We start from the raw sequence: 14,550 nt of genomic DNA on the forward strand, positions 1-14,550 counted from the left end.
CCTGGGGCGGGTCCGCTGCGCTCCCCCGCCTGACGGTCCTTCCGGCTGCGCCTCCAGAACCATTGAGGCCCGCTGACGCGGGCCGGGCTGGCTATGAGGGGTGGGGGTCGCTCGTTCGTGTGGGTTCCAGTGTATCGCGTGCATCAGGTTGATGCAGCATGTACCGTTGGCGGAAACAAGAGACACCCCCCAACCACCCGGGCGGGGCGCCGGAAGCGAGGACTCTTTGAATCCGTCGAACTTCGAAAAGGAAATCCATCATGAGGTTACTTCGGGATCAGACCCGGATCTGATCCGCTATCGCATCGTGGCGCAGCGCACCGATCCCGAGCACCCGGGCGCGTCGGTGGTGACGAACTACGCCTATGCGCGGTCGGTCGAGGGGGCCGTCACCAAGGCCCGCAAGGCGCTGGAGAGGCCGGACGGCCTGTACGGCGACCAGGGCATGTACCGCGTGGTGGAGGTGGTCGAGGAGAGCCCGTCCAGCGAGCTCCGGCAGCAGGAGGAGGCGCGCCGGCGGTACCTCACCACCATCCTGGAGAACGCCATCGCCACCGTGCGAGGCCGTGAGCCGGACAACCCGGATGTGGACCTGGTCAGCCGCCTGAACGACTTCTTCACCCGCGCCGTCACCTTCCCTGACCCGCACACCAGCGGCGTGCACCCCCGGCCCCACCAGGCCACCTTCGGCTGGACCAGCGAAAAGCCCTACATCCAGCACGCCAGCGACCCCGGCCGCGCCCTGGCCCTGTTCCTCCTGGCCTACCTGGACCACCACGGCCTGGCCCTGACGGAAGCATCCGCCCCGGCCCACCTGGAGCGGGAAGGCCGGCATGCCGCCGACCATGACGGCGCAGAGGAGGGGAGCGAGGCGTCCCTGGAGCTGATCGAACGGACCCTGGCCGTGTGCGAGCAGCACTACATGGCCGTGACCGGCGCCGACTCCACGCAGTGGGACAAGGAGCTGTCCCGCGAGCTGGTGGGTGTGGCGCTGCGGACCGTGCGTCTGGCGGACCGGAAGGCGTACCCGCAGGCGCTGGAGGAGTATCTGGTTGAGAACCGGGCGCGGCTGGAGAAGCTGTGGCGCGTCTACGGGCCCGCTGGGGTCTTCCCGCAGGGCGTCTACCACCTGGTTGAGTTGCCCGAGTCGTTCGTGTTGTGCGAGCGGATCGACAACGCTCCGAGGTGGCTCAAGGGGGTCTGGGGCAGGGAATGCGAATCGGACACCCCGCTCGAAAGGTTTGAGGAAGCCTGGCGGTATGGCACGAGTGAGGGGGATGGATGATGAGCAGGATTCCGCTCAAGAAACATCAGGTCGACCAGAAGTCGGCTTTTCGTAGGTGGGTCGGATTCCCTGCAAGGTCATCTGTGCCCCCACAGGGTGCCCGTGGCACGATCGTGTCAGCGACCGGGTCCGGGAAAACGATCATGGCTGCCGCGAGCGCGCTGGAGTGCTTCTCCGAGGGCCGGATCCTCGTGACCGTGCCGACCCTGGATCTGCTCGTGCAGACTGCCCAGGCGTGGCGGGCGGTGGGTCACCGCTCCCCCATGGTCGCGGTGTGCTCGCTGGAGAACGACCCAGTGCTGAACGAGCTGGGGGTGCGCACCACCACCAACCCGATCCAGCTCGCCCTGTGGGCCGCCCACGGGCCGGTCATCGTGTTCGCCACGTACGCCTCTCTCGTGGACCGCGAGGACTTCGACGACCCGATGGGCCAGGGGAAGGTTCGCGGGCCGCTGGAGGCCGCTCTGGCGGGCGGAGAGCGCCTGTACGGCCAGCGCATGGACGGCTTTTCGCTCGCCATCGTGGACGAAGCCCACGGAACCGCAGGTGATCTTGGCAGGCCGTGGGCGGCGATCCACGACAACGCCCGCATCCCCGCCGACTTCCGGCTCTACCTCACCGCGACCCCACGCATCCTCGCCGCGCCCCGGCCTCTACGCGGGAAGGACGGCCAGGAGCTGGAGATCGCGAGCATGGCCGACGACCCGGACGGCACATACGGGTCGTGGCTGGCCAAACTCGGACTCTCGGAGGCGATCGAGCGCGAAATCCTCGCGGGGTTCGAGATCGACGTCCTGGAGATCCGCGATCCCTCGCCCGTCCTCGGGGAGTCGGAGGAGGCGCAGCGAGGCCGGCGCCTGGCCCTGCTGCAGACCGCCCTGCTGGAGCACGCGGCGGCCTACAACCTGCGCACGACCATGACTTTCCATCAGAAGGTGGAGGAGGCGCAGGCGTTCGCGGAGGCGTTGCCGAAGACCGCTGCCGAGTTGTATGTCACCGACACCGATGACGAGACGATGGTGAAGGCGGAGAAGGAGCTGCCCGCGTCGTCGATCGACGCGGAGTTCTACGGGCTGGAGGCCGGCCGCCACGTCCCGCCGGACCGGGTCTGGTCGGCGTGGCTGTGCGGCGACCACCTCGTCAGCGAGCGCCGTGAGGTCCTGCGGCAGTTCGCCAACGGCATCGACGCCGACAACCGGCGCGTACACAGGGCGTTCCTCGCCTCAGTTCGAGTCCTCGGGGAAGGCGTCGACATCACCGGCGAGCGCGGGGTGGAGGCGATCTGCTTCGCCGACACCCGCGGCTCCCAGGTGGAGATCGTGCAGAACATCGGCCGCGCACTGAGGCTGAACCGCGACGGCTCCACCAAGGTGGCCAGGATCATCGTGCCTGTCTTCCTGGAGCCGGGCGAGGACCCCACCGACATGGTGGCCAGCGCGAGCTTCAAGCCGCTCGTGGCCGTACTCCAGGGCCTGCGCAGCCACGATGAGCGCCTGGTCGAGCAGCTCGCCTCCCGCGCCCTCACGCGTGGCAAGCACGCCCGCAAGGTCCACGTCCAGCGCGATGAGGACGGCCGGATCGTCGGCGCCGACGGCACGGGCGATGGCGAGGACCAGGATCACGACGACACCCAGGACGCCGCCGAATCAGCCCTGCTCCACTTCAGCACCCCCCGGGACGCGGCGACCATCGCGGCCTTCCTGCGTACGAGGGTGTACCGACCGGACTCGCTGGTGTGGCTGGAGGGCTACCAAGCCCTGCTCCGCTGGCGGGCGGAGAACGAGATCACCAGCCTGTACGCGGTCCCGTACGACACGGAGACCGAGGTCGGCGTCACGAAGGACTTCCCCCTCGGGCGGTGGGTGCACCAGCAGCGGAAGGCACTGCGGGCCGGAGAGCTGGAAGAGCGACGCAAGGAGCTCCTGGACGCGCCCGAGGCCGGGATGGTGTGGGAACCGGGCCAAGAGGCGTGGGAGAGCAAGCTCGCCGCGCTGCGCTCCTACCGGCAGGCCACCGGGCACCTCGCCCCACGCCAGGACGCGGTCTGGGGCGAGGGCGACTCGATGGTGCCGGTCGGGCAGCATGTGGCCAATCTCCGGCGCAAGGGCGGCCTCGGGAAGGACTCTGACCAGGCCGCGGAGCGCGCGCAGCAGCTGACGGCCATCGACCCGGACTGGGACTGCCCGTGGCCGCTGGACTGGCAGCGGCACTACCGGGTGCTCGCCGACCTGGTCGACGCCGACGGCGTCCTGCCCGAGATCCAGCCCGGCGTGCTGATGGACGGTGATGACATCGGGCGGTGGCTGGAGCGGCAGAAGAATCCGGGCACCTGGGCGCAGTTGTCCGCGGAGCAGCAGGAGCGGCTGTCCACGTTGGGCATACAGCCCTCTGAGACGCCTGCTCAGGCCCCGGCGGCCACGCGCGCGGCGAAGGGCCCGGGCAAGGCGGAACAGGCGTTCCAGCGCGGCCTGGCGGCCCTTACGCAGTGGGTCGAGCGGGAGGGCGCCAACCGGGCGGTGCCGCGCGGGCACGGCGAACAAATCACGGTCGACGGCGAGACGGAGCCGACGCTCGTGAAGCTGGGGGTATGGACTTCGAACACCCGCGCGAGGTGGGACAAGCTCACTGCCGAGCAGCAGGCCGCCCTCGCCGCGCTGGGCGTTCCCTGGGCCAAGGCCTCAGCGCTGCCGGCCCCGTCCAGCGGACCGGCTCCGACGAGCGGCGGCCCGGCACAGCCCATGCCACCGGATGTGCCGAAGCAGGGGCAGCATGTCCCCCACGCCGACACGCTGACGGACAAAGAGCGCGAAGCCGAGGCGGCCCGCGGCCGGGCGCGCATGCAGCGCCTCGCCGAACTGATGCGCAAGCACACCAAGGCCGAACTGCTGCGCATGGCCTACGCGGGCGGCCTGGTGAACCACAACTCCCCCGAGAAGTGGCGCAAGGAAGAGATCGCCTCCACCGTCGTGGACATCGAGCTCCGGGCCGCCGCCCGGGCCAGCGCTGACCAGCCTCCCGGCCCGTTGGCGTCGACCGCCCCGCCGAAGCGGCCGCCGGTACGGCACCACCATGACGAGTGCGACACGGTGCTGTACGAGGGCGGCGCCTGCACCTGCGACCTCATCGAGCAGTACGGGCCACCTTCCGAACGGGACGACTACTGAGTGACCGAGGCCGGCGCCGGTCGTTGAACGGGCCGGACACACCAGTGCGCAGAGAGACCCCGGGCCGCAGATGCCCGGGGTCTCTCTGTCTCGCCACGACGGGCGAGCCGCTTTCTCGCGGTGCGGGTCAGCGCCGTTCGATGCCCTGTCCTGGGGTGACCGCCCTGTTGCGGGCGGGCTTGCCTTCGTTCCTCTTCTCCGTGCCCACAAGAGCTGGGTTGGCGAGGGAGTCAGTGAGGCTGGGCGGAGGAGGAGGGGGCGGGGGCGGGTTCCCCTGGTTCTGTGTGTCTGTCATGGCCGCCAGTGTGCAGCACGAGACTGACAGTCGAGAGGAAGATCCCGGCGGCGACAGCAGCCAGTGCGACCGTCCAGCGTTTCGTCTTCCGCTGGTGAAGGCGGGCGTTCTTCTCGAACATCCCCACCCGCGTCCCGGCCAGGGCCCCCAGCGTCGCGCCCTTCTCCGAGCGTGCGTAGGTGTCCAGGACGTCCCGCGGCTTGATGTCCTCGTACTCGGCGAGGTTGAAGACTGAGATGCCGAAGCCGACGGCCACCGCGTACGCCGCGAAGGCCGCGGTGCCGGTGAACGACTCGAAGCTCCGAGAGGCCAGGAACTGGGCGCCTGTGGCCGCGAAGCCCACCAGGAAGACCGCCTTCGTGTCCACCTTCGCGCCCGACTCCGACTGTCGTGCCAGACGCGCCGCGAGTTCGCTGTTGATCAGCTCCAGGGTCTCTTTCTGGTCCTTGAGCTCCTGCGGCGTCATCGTCATGTCCTGAGCGTATGGGGCACGGTCCAGCGGCGTGGTCGCGGTGCGCGAAGCCGACGGCGGCCCGGGATCGTGCCGAAACGCGCAGCGGGCCCGGGCGAGGAAACCGGGGCCGCTGTCGAACGGGGCGAGCGTCTGGTCAGGCAGAGCTCACGACGATGCCGTTGACGCGTGCGACGAACTCGCCCGCGCGGACGCTGGCCGCCGCGGCCAGACGCTTCTGGAACTCCTGGAAGTCCTCAACCGGTTCACCGTCGACCTCGTACGCCCACTCTTCGACAGGGGCGTCAATGAGAGCGGCCTGGAGGTTCGTGAGCAGCTTCGCTCCGATGGGAGTGGGGCTCGCGGACGGGTCGACCGGGTACTCAACTGACCATCTGGTGTGTGCCATGGCGTGGACACTAACTGGTGCGCTGGCCGACGGCTCAGACTGCCTGCCGGTGGTGCAACGCGGGGCGACGGCTCGGATCTCCGCCAGGACGACACCCGTCACGGGGTCGCGGTGCACGGGGACGTACAGGCCCCAGTCGGCTCCACCGGCGGTGAGCCCGTGCCCGGCCCACGAGCTCGTGGTGGTCGACAACTCACGGCCGCCGAGCGGGCCGCCCACGAGTCGGACAATCGCCGCTCCCTCCATCCGGCGGAGCTCTCCCGCCTCACCCCTTAGCAGGGCTCTGCCGCGAGAGGACAGCACCCAGATCACGGGCGAGCCTTCCGGCGTCGCGCGCGCGGCCCCGCCGTCGCGCGCGAGGAACACCGGCGGCGCCCGATCCCCTCGCCCGACACCGGGGCCTGTCCCACCCACCCACTCTTCTTTTCTTCCTGCTGTGGGCGTGGACTTGGGGGCGTAGAGGGGATATCCGCCTACCGACCACGGCAGGGTCAGCGCGGTGACCTGCGGATTCACGGGCGGGCGCAGCGGAGGGCGCGGGCGGTTGTCGGACGGGTTGTCAGCGGGGATATGGGCCTGGTCCACGGCGGTGTTGTCGCTTCGTGACCGCGGTCTGGCTTTCGTGGTCGGGGTTCTGGTCGGGGCCGGCTGCTGCTGTGACTGGTACGCGCGGTGCCGGACAGACCGGTGCCGCACTGGAGGGGAAGCGAGCGGATCCGTGATGATCGGCGTGGACGCGGGCAGCGGGGACCGGCTGGCGCTGGGTGTGCTGGCGCAGTACCGGATAGCCACCACCAAGCAGATGCACCGGGTGATCGCGCCCGAGGTGCGTATCGAGCAGACCCGGCGGCGGCTGGCCCGGCTGCGCGTGGAGGGGCTGGTCGACCGCATCACCCTGCCGCAGGCCGGACGGACCCGGGTGTGGTTCCCGACCTCGTACGGCGTGCAGCTCGCTTCCGAGTGGCCCGAGATGCGCGGGCGCCGGCCTTCCAGGACCGTGTCCGATCCGACCGCCGTGCGGCTGAAGGCCGGCCACACGCTGACCGTGACCGAGACCGCGCTCGTCTTCCTCGAGGACGCCCGCCGCCGCGGCGATGTGTGCGAGCCGCTGGACTGGATCCCCGAGGTCCACCACCCCATCGGGAGCGGCGAGGCCGTCATCCCCGACGCCCTGCTGTACTACCGGCACGGTCCCGCCAACGGGGACAACGGGGCGATGCTGCGGGCGTTCGTGGAAGTCGACCGGGCCACCATGGGCCCCGAACGTCTCGCCGCCAAGCTGGCCGCGTATGAGCGCCTCCACCGCTACGTGCCAGTGGTCCCGGGGCGCCGACCGACCGTCCAGGAACTGGCGGTGGAGGAGTGGCGGCGGCGCTACCCGCTCTTCCCCCGTCTCCTGTTCGTCCTGGACGGCACCGGACCGGCCGGTGTCGAGAACCGGATCAGCGCCCTGCGCGCGGGGGCCGGGCTGCTGGCCCGCTTTCCCTACGACGTCCCCGTGCTCGCGGCGCCGCTGGCCGACCTGCTCCGGCACGGCCCCTCCGCACCCGTGTGGCGGCCCGTCCACGACCCCGGCCTGCGAGTTCGCTGGACGGAGTCCGAGCATCGGCAGACCTGACGTACGGCCGCCGCAGACGACGGCACGGGTCTGTACTTCGTCCGCAGACCCTGCGCAGCGAAGTAGTCGGCCACCGAATCAGCGCGTATCCGCCCCTTGTCGACCTGGTCAGCCGCGCGTCCGAACGGCCAACAGCCGACCGGTCGAAGCAACTGGAAGGGCACTACGTGGGGCCCTATGAGAAGCACCAAGAAGGACACCAAGAGGGGCCATGCGAGAGGCAACCAGCCGCGTCCCGGTCTCTGCGGGTGTCAGCAGGACGCTGACCAGCCGTGGTCGGGGCTGGACGCGGCGCAGCCGGAGGCGTGGTCGGGGTCATGGTCGGGCCACCACGCTGCCGACCACCGCGTCGTCTCCCGGGCTCCGCAGGACGCCCGGACGGGTGACTTTTTCCCTCGCGTACACGGGCGCCGTTCTAGCTGCATGGGTCCAATTTGCCTAATTTCAAAAGGTATTGACACTCTTTGAGGTGCTCTGTCATGTTCTGTTCCTCCGCTTCCGAGGCGACCGAACGAGAGGTGATCTCATGGCACGAGTACGACTGGCCGAGTACGACGCGACCCAGGCCACCAAGCGCCTGAAGGTGTCCGCGGCTGCCTTCCGGTGGGCGCGGCACATCGGGCTCATCCCGGCACCGGACGCGTCTTCCTGGCAGTGGTCGCGGGCCGCTGTGGAGGCGCTGGACGCCGACGCGATCCGGGCCGCTATGCCCTCCCCGCCGATCTCCGGCGGTGCGGCGGCGGACCGGATCGCCGACGCTCTCGGTACCCCGAACGTGATCGGCGAGCGGGCGAACGTGACGTCGTTCGTCGTCCGGCGGTTCATCGGGCGGAAGCTGCTCACCGAGCTGAGCGCGAACCCCGACGGCTCGCTGGTCCATCCCGGCCAGGTCGCGGAGGTCTGCCGGCGCGAGGACTTGGCGGAGCTGGTCGCCGCCGACACCCCGCTCGGACCGGAGCAGGCAGCCGAGCGGCTGGGGGTCCGCAGGGCCGACTTCGACTGGATGCTGCGCCTGAAGTGGATCAAGCCCGCCGAATCGATCGAGGTGCGCTTCGGCACCTCCCGGGCCGGGGCCGTCGACGTCGCGCTCTACACCACGGCGTCCGTCGACGCGCTCGCCGCGCGGACCGACATCGACTGGCAGCAGCTGCGCTCAGTCGAGAAAGGCCAGCGCTCCCCACTCGCAGCGCTGGCGAAGCAGGCCGCCGTGGCGTGACGCCGATACGGGCCCGTTCGTTGAACGAGTCCTGCGGAGCAAGGGACAAGCCTCCGGGGCCGATTGCCCCGGAGGCTTCGTCGTCCCGGCCCCCTGGCGAGCCGTAAGCGTTCGTTGCTGAGATGCCCAACACCTTCACTCCGCTCCCCCGGCCGGAGCTGTAAGCGCTCGTTTCCCAGACCCGGGCGGAGCGGGACACTGGAGTCGTGTCACGAGGACTCGGGCGAGTGCAGCGGGCCGTGCTGGCGTACGTGCTCAGCGAGCCCGGCGGCCTCAGCGACATCGACGGCACCCCGCTGGCCGCCTCGGTAACCGGCCTCGCCCGCGTCGTCTACGGCGTCGAAGAGCCGAGCGACGCCCAGCGCGCTGCCGTACGGCGAGCGGTGCGCCGCCTGGAGGCTGGCGGCCACGTTGAGGTCCACCGCCTCCGTGTTGGCCGCACCTACACCCAGCAGCGCGCCCATCCGCGCTTCTGGCCGCCGCGCTACGACCGGCGCTTGGCGGTGTGCACGGGCGAGGACGGCTGCCCGGGGTGCGCGGCGGGCGACCGGCCGTCGATGTACTTCAACGCGGACGTCGTGGCGATGTTCATCGAGCACTACGGCAGCCTCGCCGAGGCCGACCGGCAGCTGTGGCGGGCGACTGCGCACGGCTGGCACCTGTACCCCGTCCCGCTGCCCCGGCCCGCGGACGACTACCGCACGTACGAAGTCGAGATCACCGAACTGTGCGTACGGCGGGCCCTGAGCGCCGAAGAGCACTCTCAGGCCGAACAGCGGGCACAGGAGTTCGTCCGGCCCTACGCCGACGCCATCCGCGCTGCGCTCCGGGGCCGCTGAGCAGCACGGACGCGGGTTATCCACAGGCTTCAACGCGATCGGCGGTTCCTCCGTACGCTGCTGCCCGAGTCGATCACAGCCGGTCACACGGGGGTGCGCGGGATGCGGTACGGCGTGGTGGTGGAGGAACTCGCGGTGGCGGTCATGGCACAGCTGCCGGACGACCGGGCCCGCCAGGAGGTGATGGCGCTCGTGGAGGTCGCGCGGATGGATCCGCGGGCCTGGCCCGACGTCCGCGACCCGGGCTCCGTGGAGGAGATCCGAGAAGCGTTCGGGCGGCGGTGCTGGATCCAGTACATGCCGCACGCCGGAGCGATCGAAGTCCGCGACATCGGGTGGGTTGGGCTGACGCCCTGCTGACACGAGATGCCCACGCCGCTGGCACGAGGCCGACCGGCCACTGACACGAGGGCGGAACAGCTGCGGCTTCAGCCCAAGCGGCAGCTGAGGAGCGCGAAGCCAGCTGCCGCCGCGCGGTGCTGGTAGGCGCGCAGTCCGGACGCGCCGGGGGGTGCGGGCTGGCGGGCGCTGCGGTGCCAGTGGCCGGTGAGTGCGGCGAGAAACGCGGTGGTGGTCTCGGGGCTGCTGGCGGTGGCGGGATGGTCGCGGAGCAGCCGGGCGACGTCTGCGGGTGTGTGTCCGGCGAGGATGAGCTGCGGGGCGAGGGAGGCGGCGTCGATGCAGGCCGGACCGGTGGTGGCGTGTGCCCAGTCCACGAGGGTCACGCCAAGGTGGTGGTCGCGGACCATGTTGTCGGCCCGCAGGTCGCCGTGGACGATGCGGTCGCCGTGGGCGAGGCCGGGCCAGGCCGCCTCGAGTTCGGCGAGCTGCGGAAGGCGGTCGCGGGCGGCGGGGGCGAGGTCGGCCGGCGGATCGGCGAGCAGTTCGTCCCAGCCGTGCAGGGCCGCCGTGGTGGAGGACGTGCCGTTCACCGCTGCGGCGTAGGGGGCGGGGGCGGGGCTGGAGGTGATTTTGTCCAGCAGAGCCCAGGTCTGTTCGGCGTCGCCGGAGGCCGGGGAGAGGTCGGGGTGCGGGCCGTCCAGGTGGGCGATGACGACGGCGGTCCAGTCGGCGGCGCGGTGGATGCCCAGCAGGTCCGGGGCCGGGGCGCCGGGCGGCAGCGAGCCGAGGACGGCGGCCTCGTGGACGTTGGCGTCGGTCAGCGGGTCGTGGTCGGGGGCCGCTTTGACGAAGGCCCGCTGGCCGTCGGCCAGGGTGAGCGCGGCGGCGAGCTGGTGGCCGAAGCCGCCGGCGGGGGTGACCGTGTCGGTGACGGGTGCGCCGAGGGCGTCCTCGAGGCGGGCGCGCAGGGGTGTGGGGACGTCGGTCCATTGCAGGCGGCCGCTGGTGGGCGGTACAGGCATCGGGGTAGCTCTCAGAGGTCCGGGAAACGGGTGGCGGGGTGATGGGGGCGCGCCGAGCCGGACCGCGAGTCGGGCTGAGGAACGAGGTCCTCAGTGCTCCAGCTCGACGCCGGGTGCTCGTCGCCGCATCACGCGCATTCGCCTGTGTCCTCTGGATCAGAAGTGCAAAGGGGCGCCCCTAGGGACGCCCCTCCACTGTAGTGGCCCGGTTGGGTCACGTGCTGCCGATTAGGGGCAGGTGGTGCATCAGGCACGGCCCGATGCTGGCGGGCTCGGGCAGGAGGTGATCGGCCCCGGCGGCGCGCAGGGCTGCGGGAGGGTGCCAGCCCCAGACTGCGCCGAGCGCGACGACTCCGGCGGCGCGGGCCGCGGTCATGTCGGTGGGGCTGTCCCCGACGTACACCGCGCGTTCCGGTGGGACGTCCAGTTTGCTCAGGGCGGCGTGCAGTCCGTCCGGGGCCGGTTTGGGCCGGGTGTCCTGGCGGGTGATGACGACGTCCAGCAGTTCGGCCACCGTCGGCGGCAGCAGCCACCGCAGGCGGTCGGGGTCTTGGAGGGTGACCGCGCCGGTGGCCGTGCCCTGCGTGCGCAGGGCCAGCAGGCCGGAAAGCACGCAGGGGAACGGCTTGACGGGGTTGGCCGACATGGCGCCGTCCCACCAGCGGTCGCAGGCGTCGTCGGGGTCGGCGACGTCCAGGAGCGCCAGGACCTCGATGCGGGGGCGGCGCAGCGCGCCGGGTGGAAGGTCGCCCGGGGTCACGCGGCGTCCGAGAGCGCAGGTGGCGACCGCCGCGAGGGTGGAGCGCACCGCGTTGGCGCTGTCCAGCAGCACCCCGTCCAGGTCGAACAGTGCTGCTTGGCGGGTGTCCGTCACCGGGCACCGTCCGGGTCTCGGACCAGGGCGCGCAGGACCAGGTGGTGGTCGGCGAGCAGGGCGGTGGCGCCCGCGTCCCGGTCCAGGACGCACACGGCCGTGCCGACCAGCGCGCCGCCGATGCGCAGCAGGCGGGCGCTGCGCAGGAGGCTGGTGCCGCTGCGGGCGGTGTCGTCCAGCAGGACGGTCCGCCGGCCTGCCAGGTCGGCGCCCTCGATCTGCTGCCACGTGCCGTGGTCCTTCGGTGCCGGGCGCAGGAAGGCGGCGGGCAGACCGGTGTGCAGGGATACCGCCGTGACCAGCGGGACCCCGGCCAGCGCCGGACCTGCCAGGGCCTCGGTGCCGGCGGGCAGCAGTTCCGCGAGCGCGGCCGCGGTCTCCGTCAGCAGCTGAGGGTCGCCGGCCAGCCGGTAGGGGTCGAAGTAGTTGTCGAGCGTGCCGCCGTCGGGGAGCCGGTAGGGGCCTGGCCGGTAGGCGACGGTGGCGATCTTCTCCGCGAACGGGGCGGTGGCAGGCGGGTTCATGAGGCGCACCGCCCGGCGGCGAGGGCCTTGAGGTCGGCGGTGAGCGCTTCGGCGTCGGGGAGCTCTCGCAGGAAGCCCAGGGGGCGGGTGGGGCTCTCGGTCAGCCATCCTTGGGCCCGCAGGAACGTGCTCAGGCGGCACGCGGTGGGGCCGAGCAGCCGTACGGGCAGGGAGCGGATGGTGGTGGCGTAGTACAGGGCGGCGGTGAGTTCGTGCAGCGTGCCCACGCCTCCGCCCATCGCGACGACCAGGTCCGCGTCGTCGAGGTAGGCGTGCAGCCGGTCCCCCATGGTCGGGGAGTACACGGTGGTGGTGACGAACGGGTTAAGGGCTCCCCAGTCGGGCCGGTCGGCCAGCGTGATCGCGGTGACCGGCACGTGGTGGGGTGCGGCGCCGCGCGCGGCGGCCTCCATCAGTCCGTTGTAGCCGCCGTGCCGCAGGGCGTACCCGGCTTGGGCCAGTGCGGCGCCGGCCGCCTGTGCTAACGGTTCCTCGCCGTCCGGCGGGACGACCCCGGCGAACAGGGCCACGGTCAGGTCCGGGGCGTGGTCGGTGCGGGTCATGCCAGTCCTTCCTCGTGGTGCTGGTAGGCGCGGTACGCGGTGATCTCGTTGGCCAGCGCGTCGGTGGCGTGCGGGGCGATCCGCTGCGCGAGGCGCACGATGCGGTCCAGGGCGTCGTCGGCCTGCGCCACGGTGGGGACCGGCGGGCTGGTCAGCGCCTCGGTCAGCTCGGTCAGGCACTCCCGGCCGGTGGCGGTCCGGCCCACTTCGTCGGGCAGGTGGTACCAGCCGTGGTGCCGGGAGTGCGGGACCAGCGCGGTGCGGATCACGTCTCGGCAGGTGGCGTTCAGGTCGTGCAGGAGGCCGTAGGCGATGTACTGCTGGCCCCTGGCCAGGCGCTTGCGGAGCATCGCGTGCAGCACCATCGCCTGGACCAGCAGATGGCCGCAGTCCACGGGGGCCTCCGCGGCCCGGGCGAGTTCCTGCGCCGTGCGCTGCTGGGTGTCGGCGTCGGCAGTGTCGTCGGCGCCGGGGCCCTGCCACAGCAGGCGGGGGCCGATCCTGCGGCGCAGCGCCCCGACCGCGCTGGTCGGGCACAGGTACAGATCCAGTTGCAGCAGGTGGCCGTCGTTGGGCAGCAGGTAGACGAACCCGGCGCCGCCCAGGTTGCCGACGATGGTGTCCCGCCAGCCGGGCAGCAGGGTGCCGAAGGTGGTGGACATCAGCGCGTCCAGACTGTCCATCAGGGCGGGCAGCCGGTCGTCGCGGACGGCGACGACCAGGTCGACGTCGGATAACCGGTCCGCAGTACCGGCGGCGAGCGACCCGCGCACCAGCAGGTGCGTCACGGCCGTGGTGGCCGACAGGGCCTGGACCAGGTCGCCCAGGACGGCCAGCTGCGCCGGCCGGTGGGCGTGAGCCAGCTCCTCCAGCGGTGTCAGCCCGGCGGGCGGAAGAACGGCGGTGGGCATGCGGTGTCCTCTCGGGTGAAGGGATCGGGGCCGGGGTCAGGGGCGGGCGAGCAGGTGCGCTTTCGCCGCCCGCCACCGGCTCACGTCGGCGTCCGCGCGGCGGCCCGCGTGGAGTTCGGCGATCAGGTCGTACGCGCCGCCCTCCGGCAGGGCGTAGGTGTAGAAGGCGCGCAGCAGTGTCTGTTCGGCCGCGCCGGTGAAGCCGAGCTCCGCGAGCTGTCCGGCCTGCGCCAGGAGCCCGGCCCGGTCGGCCTCGGTCATCTCCGGCAGGTCGGCGGTGTCACCGTCGCGCAGGTGTTGGCGGGTGGCGAGGGCGTGGTAGGCGTCGTCTGCGTACACGTCGGCGATCAGGTGGAGCCGGTCCGGTCCCGTGGTGTTGCACACGCCGTGTGCCTGGGAGGGCGTCAGCCGCCACAGGGAGCCGGCCGCCATGTGGACCCGGGCCCCGGCGGTGACCAGGACGGCGGAGGGGTTGGTGACGAGCGGGATGTGCAGGCGGTGGCGGCCGGTGTCGCGCAGTTCGGCGTAGTCGCGGTGCTCCCACAGGTAGGAGTGCGGCTCCAGGCGGGCCAGGCGCACGTACATGAAGTCCAGCCCCAACGAGTCGAGGAACCGCGCGGTCGCGGGCATGGCCTCCAGTAAGGAGGTGGGGCGTGGTCGTCCGTCGCCGATGACGACGTCGTGCGGGTCACCGGAGTGGTTCAGCAGCGACGTGGTCCACCAGCCGCCGGACTGGTACTCGCCGTACGCGACGACGCCGCGTGTCGGCGCCCCGAGCGCCTCAGCCCGCATCTGTTCGACCGTGGATTCCTCCAGGTCGACCAGCCGGGCAACCTGATCGAGCACCTCTGCCCGCATGGGGCCGGTCTGTGCCGCCGTGACGGCTGCGGGGAGTGTGGTCGCCATCGGGTCCTCCTGACACGTCGTCGGATCGCGGCCCTGGCGGGCAGCCGTGCAAGGACACCGCAGGCGCCAACTGCCGCACAGAGCGGTGGCGTTGCCGCCTGTTGCGGGTGGTTGCCGCCGGTTGCCGTTCG

14 protein-coding genes are annotated in these 14,550 nt (G+C 71.6%); 6 read left to right on the forward strand and 8 right to left on the reverse strand.

Going from position 1 to position 14,550, the window contains the following annotated elements; genetic code table 11:
- Positions 1-307: 307 nt before the first annotated feature.
- Entirely contained in the window at positions 308-1,285 is a 978-nt protein-coding gene (locus BN159_RS47330) for a hypothetical protein (protein WP_231905800.1), read from the forward strand.
- Positions 1,285-4,449, forward strand: a complete 3,165-nt coding sequence (locus tag BN159_RS42120; protein ID WP_086016564.1) for a DEAD/DEAH box helicase — start codon at positions 1,285-1,287, stop codon at positions 4,447-4,449. Before BN159_RS47330 ends, BN159_RS42120 begins: the two co-directional genes overlap by 1 nt.
- A 230-nt stretch (positions 4,450-4,679) precedes the next feature.
- Here the strand turns inward: BN159_RS42120 and BN159_RS42125 are convergent, their stop codons facing one another.
- Positions 4,680-5,216 (reverse strand): hypothetical protein, encoded by a 537-nt coding sequence (locus BN159_RS42125; RefSeq protein WP_015449424.1) that lies wholly within the window; start codon positions 5,214-5,216, stop codon positions 4,680-4,682.
- 136 nt (positions 5,217-5,352) lie between these two features.
- On the reverse strand, positions 5,353-5,604 hold the full coding sequence (locus BN159_RS45960) for a hypothetical protein (RefSeq protein WP_157901169.1): 252 nt from the start codon (positions 5,602-5,604) through the stop codon (positions 5,353-5,355).
- Positions 5,605-6,325: 721 nt separating this feature from the next.
- Between BN159_RS45960 and BN159_RS42135 the strand changes: the two genes are divergently transcribed.
- The 4 genes from BN159_RS42135 (at position 6,326) to BN159_RS42150 (ending at position 9,637) form a co-directional block, all read left to right on the forward strand.
- Positions 6,326-7,222 carry a replication-relaxation family protein gene (locus tag BN159_RS42135; RefSeq protein ID WP_015449426.1) on the forward strand — a complete coding sequence of 299 codons (897 nt, stop codon included), beginning with the start codon at positions 6,326-6,328 and terminating at the stop codon, positions 7,220-7,222.
- 526 nt (positions 7,223-7,748) lie between these two features.
- Entirely contained in the window at positions 7,749-8,438 is a 690-nt protein-coding gene (locus BN159_RS42140) for a hypothetical protein (RefSeq protein WP_015449429.1), read from the forward strand.
- Positions 8,439-8,644: 206 nt separating this feature from the next.
- The gene (locus BN159_RS42145) at positions 8,645-9,277 is read left to right on the forward strand and encodes a hypothetical protein (protein ID WP_015449430.1); all 633 of its coding nucleotides are present in this window, start codon (positions 8,645-8,647) and stop codon (positions 9,275-9,277) included.
- A 102-nt stretch (positions 9,278-9,379) separates the two neighbouring features.
- Positions 9,380-9,637, forward strand: coding sequence for a hypothetical protein (locus tag BN159_RS42150; RefSeq protein ID WP_015449431.1), 258 nt, complete (start codon positions 9,380-9,382; stop codon positions 9,635-9,637).
- 68 nt (positions 9,638-9,705) lie between these two features.
- Here the strand turns inward: BN159_RS42150 and BN159_RS42155 are convergent, their stop codons facing one another.
- The 6 genes from BN159_RS42155 to BN159_RS42180 form a co-directional block, all read right to left on the reverse strand.
- Entirely contained in the window at positions 9,706-10,641 is a 936-nt protein-coding gene (locus tag BN159_RS42155) for a phosphotransferase family protein (protein WP_015449432.1), read from the reverse strand.
- Between the two features lie 214 nt (positions 10,642-10,855).
- Positions 10,856-11,515, reverse strand: coding sequence for an HAD family hydrolase (locus BN159_RS42160; protein ID WP_015449433.1), 660 nt, complete (start codon positions 11,513-11,515; stop codon positions 10,856-10,858).
- Positions 11,512-12,039, reverse strand: a complete 528-nt coding sequence (locus BN159_RS42165; protein WP_015449434.1) for an orotate phosphoribosyltransferase — start codon at positions 12,037-12,039, stop codon at positions 11,512-11,514. The genes BN159_RS42160 and BN159_RS42165 overlap by 4 nt, the downstream gene beginning before the upstream one ends.
- On the reverse strand, positions 12,036-12,602 hold the full coding sequence (locus BN159_RS42170; protein ID WP_015449435.1) for an SLOG cluster 4 domain-containing protein: 567 nt from the start codon (positions 12,600-12,602) through the stop codon (positions 12,036-12,038). Before BN159_RS42170 ends, BN159_RS42165 begins: the two co-directional genes overlap by 4 nt.
- Positions 12,599-13,513 (reverse strand): nucleotidyltransferase domain-containing protein, encoded by a 915-nt coding sequence (locus tag BN159_RS42175; protein WP_015449436.1) that lies wholly within the window; start codon positions 13,511-13,513, stop codon positions 12,599-12,601. The genes BN159_RS42170 and BN159_RS42175 overlap by 4 nt, the downstream gene beginning before the upstream one ends.
- 36 nt (positions 13,514-13,549) lie before the next feature.
- Positions 13,550-14,419 (reverse strand): aspartyl/asparaginyl beta-hydroxylase domain-containing protein, encoded by an 870-nt coding sequence (locus tag BN159_RS42180; protein ID WP_015449437.1) that lies wholly within the window; start codon positions 14,417-14,419, stop codon positions 13,550-13,552.
- Between the last annotated feature and the right edge of the window lie 131 nt (positions 14,420-14,550).

The sequence above is a fragment of the Streptomyces davaonensis JCM 4913 genome (genome assembly GCF_000349325.1).
GTDB classification, from domain to species: domain Bacteria; phylum Actinomycetota; class Actinomycetes; order Streptomycetales; family Streptomycetaceae; genus Streptomyces; species Streptomyces davaonensis.